The 8,672-nt window shown below is 67.7% G+C and carries 7 protein-coding genes; 2 read left to right on the top strand and 5 right to left on the bottom strand.

All coding sequences use genetic code 11. The features are described 5' to 3' along the window. Positions 1-626: 626 nt before the first annotated feature. The 3 genes from B124_RS31045 to B124_RS31035 all read right to left on the bottom strand — a co-directional run bounded on the left by B124_RS31045 (position 627) and on the right by B124_RS31035 (position 3,923). A complete protein-coding gene (locus B124_RS31045) occupies positions 627-1,199 on the bottom strand; it encodes a transcriptional regulator (RefSeq protein ID WP_496506327.1) in 573 nt (190 codons plus the stop codon). Continuing rightward, positions 1,199-2,689: a helix-turn-helix domain-containing protein gene (locus B124_RS31040; protein WP_496506326.1), complete on the bottom strand. Its 1,491-nt coding sequence runs from the start codon at positions 2,687-2,689 to the stop codon at positions 1,199-1,201. The genes B124_RS31045 and B124_RS31040 overlap by 1 nt, the downstream gene beginning before the upstream one ends. 205 nt (positions 2,690-2,894) lie before the next feature. Continuing rightward, positions 2,895-3,923, bottom strand: a complete 1,029-nt coding sequence (locus B124_RS31035; RefSeq protein ID WP_496506325.1) for a tyrosine-protein phosphatase — start codon at positions 3,921-3,923, stop codon at positions 2,895-2,897. An 89-nt stretch (positions 3,924-4,012) separates the two neighbouring features. On the opposite strand from B124_RS31035, the gene B124_RS31030 reads away from it, so the two are divergent. Next, positions 4,013-4,174: a toxin-antitoxin system HicB family antitoxin gene (locus B124_RS31030; protein WP_496506324.1), complete on the top strand. Its 162-nt coding sequence runs from the start codon at positions 4,013-4,015 to the stop codon at positions 4,172-4,174. Further along, positions 4,171-5,382: an RNA-guided endonuclease InsQ/TnpB family protein gene (locus tag B124_RS31025; protein WP_496506323.1), complete on the top strand. Its 1,212-nt coding sequence runs from the start codon at positions 4,171-4,173 to the stop codon at positions 5,380-5,382. The genes B124_RS31030 and B124_RS31025 overlap by 4 nt, the downstream gene beginning before the upstream one ends. Before the next feature lie 299 nt (positions 5,383-5,681). On the opposite strand, the gene B124_RS31020 is transcribed toward B124_RS31025, so the two are convergent. Both B124_RS31020 and B124_RS31015 read right to left on the bottom strand, forming a co-directional pair. Beyond that, complete coding sequence (locus B124_RS31020) at positions 5,682-6,632, bottom strand: AfsA-related hotdog domain-containing protein (protein WP_496506322.1); 951 nt, start codon at positions 6,630-6,632, stop codon at positions 5,682-5,684. Next, the gene (locus B124_RS31015; protein WP_496506329.1) at positions 6,629-8,653 is read right to left on the bottom strand and encodes a type I polyketide synthase; all 2,025 of its coding nucleotides are present in this window, start codon (positions 8,651-8,653) and stop codon (positions 6,629-6,631) included. Before B124_RS31015 ends, B124_RS31020 begins: the two co-directional genes overlap by 4 nt. Positions 8,654-8,672: the final 19 nt, after the last annotated feature.

The following is an 8,672-nucleotide window of genomic DNA, read 5'->3' as shown; positions in this document are numbered from 1 at the left end:
GCGCGCGTTCCGCTCCGCGGAAACGACGCACGTCGCTACGCGACGTCGGCCTTCAGCGGCCTACGGCCGCTAAAGGCGCAGCGCATCCGCGCTGCAGGAATTCGCTCCGCGAATTCCCTAGGCCAGCTAGGGGGCCGGGGGCGCCGTGTTTTCAAGTGCCGGAATTCCTGGCCGATTTGACGGAAGAACAAAAACCGTTATAAAAGCGGGAGTTAAGGTTTTTTGAGGGGTGACGGAAAGTTTGATTCCCTCGAACTCGCGGTATTCTGCCCGGTATTGAGGATAGCTGAAAGCAGGCAGGGGATGCAGCGCTCCGCGCCGCATCCCCACGCACGGGCCACTGTGCGGCAGCGGGGAAATATTCTGTCCCCCTTTTTCACATTGGGCCATTCCCAGGAACATGTGCTTGAAGAGTATGTCGAGTATCTTGGTCTCTCGATACCCCGCCTTTCTACTGTAACGGCCTTCATTCCAGACCGCCGCGACCAGAGAATATCTATGCATCAAGCCAGGACATCGCTCTTCCTTATGCAATCGCCCCGAGAAAGTCAGCTTGAAAAACTATCCAGTGGAATGGTTATGGCGCGTAGGCATAGTCACGTCTCTTAATGAGTCGGCGCCGTCGACTACGCGCCGAAGCCGACGGCGGTGACGTAGGCGTAGGCGTCGTAGTCGGAGCCGAGGTCGGTGATGATGTCGTTCCAGGCGGCGTCCAGGGTGTCGAGGTCTTCGTCGATCCAGGCGTCGACGATGTGGTCCCAGCGGCGGACGTTCATCGACCGGTGCTGGACATCGCGGCGGCGGGGTTCAGGAACCTGGGTCTGGTCGACGGGGTAGATCTCGATGCGGGTGCCTCGGCCGTGGTTGGTCAGCCGGCGCTTGAAGTCGGCGACGACGTTGCGGCGGCGCAGCGTCCAGTAAGCCTCGTCGATGCGGCGGAGGTTGGCCTTGTTCGGGCGGCGTTCCTCGGCCAGCCAGGCCATCAGGGTGCGCTGGGTGACGTTGATGCCCGCGTCCTGTATGGCTTGGTAGCCGGCGTCGCTGGCGGTCAGGTAGCGCAGCCGGGCGTGAAGGCCGCGGTTGGATTCGACGGGGGAGGTGATGCCGGTGACGAGGTCGTCGAGCTGGCGGGCCAGAGCGATGCTGCCGGGCATGCCGCGGGCGCCGAACTGGCCGAACTGGTCCCAGCGGCCGGCCATCAGGCGCCTCCGATGGTGTAGCTCTGTTCCGGCTTGGTCTTGGCCTCGGTGAGGCTACGGCCTTCGGTGAAGACCGTGCGCCAGTCGCCGCCGGTGACGTGGAGTTCGTCGGTTCCTTCTACTTTCACTACTGTCAGGCCGGCGGTGTGTGCTTTGTATGCCTTCCACCATAGGTTGGCGAATGCTTGGGAATGGATGATGTGCATCCATTCGGGGCGTTCGAAGCTGCGGTTGTAATGGGATTCGCCGCAGGTGGAGACGAACTTGGAGTACATCGCCTTGATGTACTCCAGCGTCATTGTGTCGCTGTTGGCCAGGGCTTCCTCGCGGGCGGCTGCGAGGGTGGCGCGGAATTTCTCCAGCAGGCTTTCGGAGCCGGCGGCTGTGTGGGCTGCGTGGATCTGGGGAGGGTCGCACAGCGCGTAGCGGGGGCTGGACAGGCGGAGCAGCAGCCGGAGGGTGGCGTCGGTGACCCATAGTTCGCCGGGGGTGTCGCGGTTGCCGATCGGGTTGGGCAGGAGATGGTCGTGTTCCCAGGCGGGTGGGGTGATGAGGTAGACGCCGGATTTGGTTTTGTCGAAGATGCCGGAGGTGTCGGGCTCCAGGTTGAGTTGTTTGTGCGGCAGGTGGGTCTTCATCGCTGCCAGGTAGGCGCCGTTGATGTCGAGGACTGTCACCTGCTGGGCTGGTGCGGTGGCGTCCTTCAGTGCGGCGGTGTTGTGCCACTTGGGGCGTGCTTCCCAGATCTCGTCTGCGCCGTTGCGGGAGCGCTTTTTCAGGATGTCGGGGCGTGGGGGGCGGAAGAGCACGTCGTAGCGGGAGCCGACCCGGGTCAGTTTCCACAGGTTCATGGCGTCGGGGATGGCTCGCTTGACCAGCGCCGCGGTTGCTGTCTCGGTGTCCCCGTCGGCGCGGGTGGCTTCGTGGGCTACTGCCTGGTGGATTTCATCCACCGGCAGGTCGTTGCTGGTGTGGTGGTGTGGTGGTGTTTCACGGCGAGGCTGCGGGGGCGGGGCTGTCGCTATGGCGGTGGAAGGTGTTCTCGGGAGGGCTGTCGGCGGTGGGCTGGTGGGGCGGCAGTCGGCGGGGTCGAGGTGCTGGGGGAAGCCTTCCACCTCTTCGGTGGCCGGGGCCCCGCACAGCACGCACAGTGTCTGGTCGTCGCCGTCTGCCTCGGTCGCAGGTGCGGTCTTCGGCTGTGGTGGGGTTTCGCGGAGGGCTGCCGGGTGAGCGTGTGGGCGCCGTTCGGCGGGCAGTGCCTCGCAGGCGACGGTGGGGCCGGAGAGCAGGTCGATCGGGTCGATGCCGAAGTATGCGGCGACGGCGTCGGCTTCGTCGAGCGACCATGCTGAGCGGCCGGCCTGACGGCGTGAGACCTTGTCCTGGGTCAGGCCGCAGCCGGCCGTGGCGAGTTCGGCTTGGGAGATTCCGGTGGCCTGGCGGAGTGCCGCGATGGTCAGCCTCAGCGTCTCCAATGTGCTCATCGCCATATGCCACACTCTACCGTTCTATGTACTTAGTGCATATGGCAATTGCCGGATGGGATTTGGCGTGTCCGCGGGCGCCTGCTCCCCCGGTGGCTTCGTCGGTCTGCCTTCTCGAAGGTGAGGGGGCGTTCGAGTTCGGCGTCTTCGGCTGGCAGGTCCGAGCGCAGCTTGGTCGCGGCCCGGCCCGCTCTCCCGGGTGCCGTCCCGGCTACCGGATCGTCTGCGCGTCCGCTGTCTGGGTCACCAGCCGGGCCTGCAGGGACGCGATCGTCCCGGGCGTTACCCCGGCGGGCCCTCTCAGGTAGTTCTCCACCGATCCGTGCTGTGCCCGCAGCGCATCCAGTGTGGCGGCCATCGCGGGGCGGGGCGCGCCGAACACCTCGTAGTAGCGCTCTTGGTCGAGGCCGAGGTCGGCGAGCATGGGCAGCAGCCGGGCCATGCGGCGTTCGTTGAGGTGGTGTCTGCTGAGGGTGTAGTCGTCCAGTATTGTCGCGTCGTCCACGCCGAGCGCTGACAGCAGCAGTGCGGCGGCTACGCCGGTGCGGTCCTTGCCGGCGGTGCAGTGGATTACCGCTGGTGCGCCGTTCGGTGTGGTGAGTGCGGTGAGGACCTGGCCGAAGGCTGCCGCGTCCTGTTCGAGCATGTCCAGGTAGACGCGGTGCAGGAAGTCGTCCGGGATGGCGTCGGCGCGGCCGGTGCGGAACAGGTCGCCGAGCGGGGCTGTGGGTGCGGTCTCGCCGCCTATGGTGAGGGGTTCGCGGCGGATTGCCGGGGGCAGGGTGGAGGGTTCCTTGGTGCGTTCGGCGTCGGTGCGCAGGTCGTAGGCGGTCTGGAGGCCGAGTTGGTCGATCGCGGCGAGGTCGGCGGGGGTGAGGTGGTCCGGTGCGTCTGCGCGGAAGACCAGGCCCCACCGGGTGTGGCCGCCGTTCTTGGTGGGGTAGCCGCCCAGGTCGCGGAAGTTGCTTGCGCCCTGGAGCGGCAGTACGCGCTCTGCGGCGAGCATGGCGGTTCCTCCTGCGGCGGGGGCGACGGAGACGTAGTGCCGGCCGGGTGCCAGTCCGGACAGTGACACTCGGGTCGCGTGGTCGACGCGGGTGACCGGGTGGTCGTGGTTGACCGACTCGGGTGTCGGGCCGACGGCCAGTACCACCGGCCCGGCGTCGGTCAGTTCCCAGGACACATCGAGGCTGCCGGTGCCGTTGCTTACGACGTCGACTGCCAGCACGATCGTTCCCATCAGATGTGCGTGGATTCCCCCCTCGCTTTCAGGTGAGGGGGGAATCCACGCTCCCCCCTTCAGAGGTGTGAAGTGGTAGCGTTTTGGTTGTGGCAAGAGGTGATCGTCGGGAGTCGCTGAACCTGCGTGTGCCACCCGACTTGAAGCGGAAGATCGAGGCCCATGCGCAGCGTATGGGCATCTCGATCAACGCGGCCGCGTGCGTTCTTCTCGCCGAAGGCTTGCGTGTGGAGAAGCGGCGGGCGCGGTGAAGCGGGCGTACAAGTTCCTGCTGCGCCCCACCACCGGGCAGGAAGCCTTGCTGCGGGCGATGCTGGCTGATCATTGCTCCCTCTGCAATGGCGCGCTCCAGGAACGCCGGGACGCCTACCGGCACGCTTCGAAGACCACGGTCCGGTACGGGGACCAGTCGGCGCAGCTGAAGGGGATCCGCGCGTTCGACCCGCAGCGGCAGGGCCGCTGGTCGTTCTCGTCCCAGCAGGCCACCCTGCGCCGGCTGGACAAGGCGTTCGCCGCGTTCTTCCGCCGTGTCAAGGCCGGAGTGAAGCCGGGCTACCCGCGTTTCAAGGGCGCTGGTCACTTCGACACCGTCACCTTCCCCAAGGACGGTGACGGCTGCCGCTGGAACAGCACGCCGCACGACCGGCAGACCCGTGTGCGTCTCCAAGGGGTGGGGCACGTCCGCGTGCACCAGCACCGGCCCCTTGAAGGCCGGGTCAAGACGGTCTCGGTCAAGCGTGAAGGCAAGCGCTGGTTCGTCATCCTGGCCTGCGATGACGTGCCCGCCAAGCCCCTCCTGGCGACAGGCGCGGTGGTCGGGATCGACATGGGCGTCGCCTCGTTCCTGACCACCAGCGACGGCGAGCACATCGCCAACCCCGGACACGGCCGCAACGCCGCCCCCAAGCTGGCCGACGCACAGCGTGCACTCGACGGCTTCCCCAAGCGGCGCAAGGCGAAGGACCGTACGAAGAAGCACCGCGCTGCCACCGCGAAGGTCGCCGAGATGTACGCGAAGGTGCGGCGCCAGCGCCTCGACCACGCCCACAAGACCGCGCTGGCCCTCGTACGCGACTACGACGTCATCGCACACGAGCGGCTGAACATCGCGAGCATGGTCACCAGCCCGGCACCCAAGCCTGACCCCCGGCGGCCAGGCACGTTCCTGCCCAACGGGTCGAGCGCGAAGGCCGGACTCAACCGATCGATATCGGATGCGGGTTGGGGGGTGTTCCTCGCGATCCTGCACGCCAAGGCTGAAAGCGCCGGACGGACCGTGATCCCGGTGGACTCCCGCAACACCTCCCGCCGCTGCCCCGCATGCGGACACGCGGCCAAGGAGAACCGCACCACACAGGAGAAGTTCGAGTGCGTCAGATGCCGGCATGCCGCGCACGCCGACGTCGTCGGCGCACTCAACGTCCTCAGGGCCGGGCTGGCCCTCTGCGACGCTGCCTAGCCAGCGACACAGGAAGCCCGCGGCTTCAGCCATGGGTGGAGTCACACGTTTTCTCCTATCGCGACGTAGCCAGAGCCAAGGGATGCTGCAGCGTGTGAACGCAGGCCCAGGTGTTGGCCGCGGCCTTGGTGCAGCAGGGCGCCTGTGGTCTGGCGATGTCGTAGGTGGGCCTACTCCGCCACGCCTGCCCTGGGTGATTCCGTTCAGCGGGCAGAGCCTCCTCGGTGGGCGTCTCGCGGGCCGTCTGGACCAGGCTTGCGGCTGCGCGGTGCGTCACGTCGGCGGGGCGTCGGCTCTGTTCAGCTCGGTGTGCCGTGGTCGGCCTGGTCGGGTTTGACTTCTGTCAGGTTCAGTGTTCCGCTGGCGACGCGGATGCCGTCCTGTTCGATGCCGGCGGACGCGGTTGCCCGTCCCGGTTGCCCGGTCATCGACACCGTGCATGTGGTGGGGACGTCGATTTCTGTGAACATGCCGAAGTCGAGGTCGGCTCCGGTCAGTACGGCTTCTCCTGTGCGCAGGCCGGTTTGTGCTGCGCTGTGCAGTGCGGACTGCCGCATTGCTTCGATGAGCAGGGTTGCGGGGATGTGGTCGTAGTCCCGGGGGAAGAACCACGGGTGGGTCCGGTCCACTATCACGGGGAAGCGGTGCGGGCGGATGGCGGGGCCGATCACTACGTTGCTTGGGTCGTGGCGGCCGACCAGTTCGGGCTTGATGGGCTGTGTCGTGGGCTCGCCGGCTGCGGCTGCGGCCCGTCGGGAGCGCTGGTAGTCGCGGATTTTCCGGTAGGTGTCGGCGGAGAACATGTTGCCGCCGAAGGAGAGCGTCATGGCCTGGGCGGGGCCGACGGTGAAGTCGCCGTCGATCGTGATGCTGTCGCCGGTCTGTGTGACGCGGACTTTGATGACGCCGCGCAGCGGTTCGGCTGGGCCGGTGCGGAAGGCGGTCAGTTCCTGCACGCCTACGGCGAGCCGTTGCACGGATGTCGGTGTGCCTTGTGTGATGCCGAGGTAGGCGTGCCGTATCACGGCGAAGGCCTGCCGGAATGCTTCGATCACGGCTGCGGGGTCGTGCCAGCCTGATCGCTGGTCGGACCAGAGGGGGTGGTTGTGTGCCACCTGTATGGCGATGGCGAACTCTTGTGTGCCCAGGCGCGCGTAGTCGGTGATGAACACCTCTTGGGGGGACTTCCGGTTGACCATCGCGGGGGGTACCACCTGGTCGAAGCCGAGTGTGGTCACGGGATCGGTCATGGCAGCCTCCGGGCCTGGTGGCGCTCTTCCAGGATCTTGGCCAGGGAGCGCATCGTCGGGTTGTCGAGGACGTCGGCCAGGTGGACTTCGAGGCCGGTGAGGGCCTGGAGGCGGCCCCGGAGTTCCACGGCGGCCAGTGAGTTCAGTCCTTCTGCGGTGATGTCGTCGTCGGGGCCGGGCGTGCCGTGTTGGCCGAGTACGTCGCTGACGGCGGTGTGCACCGCGGTGGTGATGTCGCTCGTGTATGTGGTGTCGGTGTCCGTCGTGGCTGGTGTGAGCCAGTAGCGCTGGCGGGTGAAGGGGTAGGCGGGCAGTTCGACTCGTCGTGCACCGGTTCCGGCGAAGAGTGCTGTCCAGTCGGCTGTGCCGCCTGCTGCGAACTGGTCGGCCAGTTCACGCAGTTGGGTCTGCCCGATCACGGTGCCGGGCTGTGGTGCGTCGGCGAGGTTGCGCAGCCCTGTGAGCAATTCGTCCCAGTTTGCGCCGAGTATGACGGCGCGGTGGGTGAACTGCGTCCGGGTAAGGAGTGTGAAACCGACGTCTGCCGGGTCGAGCTGGGTGGTCTGAAGGTGTGCCAGCAGCCGTTCGGCCTGTGCGGCCAGTGCGTGGGGGGTCTTGGCCGAGAGCACCCAGGGCACCGCGGGCATGGGGTGCCGCGGCGGGCTGGGGGCGGGCGGTGGCTGTTCGAGGATGACGTGGGCGTTGGTGCCGGAGATCCCGAATGCCGATACCGCTGCCCGGCGCGGGCGTCCGGTGCCGGGCCAGTCCTGGGTGCGGGTGGCCAGCTGTACCGCGCCTGAGGACCATGTGACGTGGTGGCTCGGTGTGTCGGCGTGCAGTGTCGCGGGGACGGTTCCGCGGCGCATGGCGGTGACCATTTTGGTCAGGCCGGCGATGCCGGCGGCTGCCTGGGTGTGCCCGATGTTCGACTTCAGTGACCCCAGCAGTACCGGTCGGTCGCCGGGGCGGTCCTGTCCGTAGGTCGCCAGCACGGCGTGTGCCTCGATCGGGTCTCCCAGGACTGTGCCGGTGCCGTGTGCCTCGACCACGTCGATGTCCGCGGCGGACAGCCCGGCGTCGGCGAGTGCGGCGCGGATCACCTGCTGCTGGGCGGGGCCGTTGGGTGCGGTCGGCCCGTTGGAGGCGCCGTCTTGGTTCACCGCGCTGCCCCGTACCAGCGCCAGCACCTCGTGCCCGAGCCGGTGTGCGTCCGACAGGCGCTCCAGTACGGCGATCCCGACGCCCTCGGCCCAGCCCGTGCCGTCCGCGGCGGCGGCGAAGGACTTGCACCGGCCGTCCGGTGACAGGCCGCGCTGGCGGGCGAATTCGACGAAGATGCGGGGTGTCGACATGACGGTCGCGCCCCCGGCCAGCGCCAGGTCCGACTCCCCGGACCGCAGTGACTGGCACGCCAGGTGCAGCGCGACCAGCGACGAGGAGCATGCCGTGTCGATGGTCACTGCGGGGCCCGTCAGGCCCAGCGTGTATGCCACTCGTCCGGAGATCAGGCTGCCGGCGCGGCCGGTGGACCGGTAGCCTTCGGTGCCGGTTTCCGCGATGTCGCGGCCGTACTCGTCCTGCGCCATGTGGCCGGCGAACACTCCGGTCGCGCTGCCGTGAAGGCTCTGGGGGTCGATGCCCGCGTTCTCCAGGGCCTCCCAGGTGACTTCGAGCATGAGCCGCTGCTGCGGGTCCATCGCTACGGCTTCGGCCGGGCCGATCCCGAAGAATTCCGCGTCGAAGTCGGCGGCGCCTTCCAGGAATCCGCCTTCGCGGGCGTATGTCGTCCCGGGATGGTCAGGATCGGGATCGTAGAGGCCCTCCAGGTCCCAGCCCCGGTCCGCGGGGAAGCCCGAGACGGCGTCGCGGCCGGCGAGGACCGCGTCGGCCAGGTCGGCCGGCGAGGCGATCTGGCCGGGCAGCCGGCAGCCGATGCCCACGATGGCGACCGGGTCGTTGCTGCCGCGGCTGGACTCGCGCAGCCGCTCGACTTCTTTGAGGGCCGCACGCAGCGCCTCCACCAGCCTGGATTCGGTGTCC

This window comes from Streptomyces sp. CNP082 (assembly GCF_059570535.1).
The sequence above is the reverse complement of the archived record's forward strand: the minus strand, read 5'-3'. Positions and strand labels throughout refer to the sequence as shown.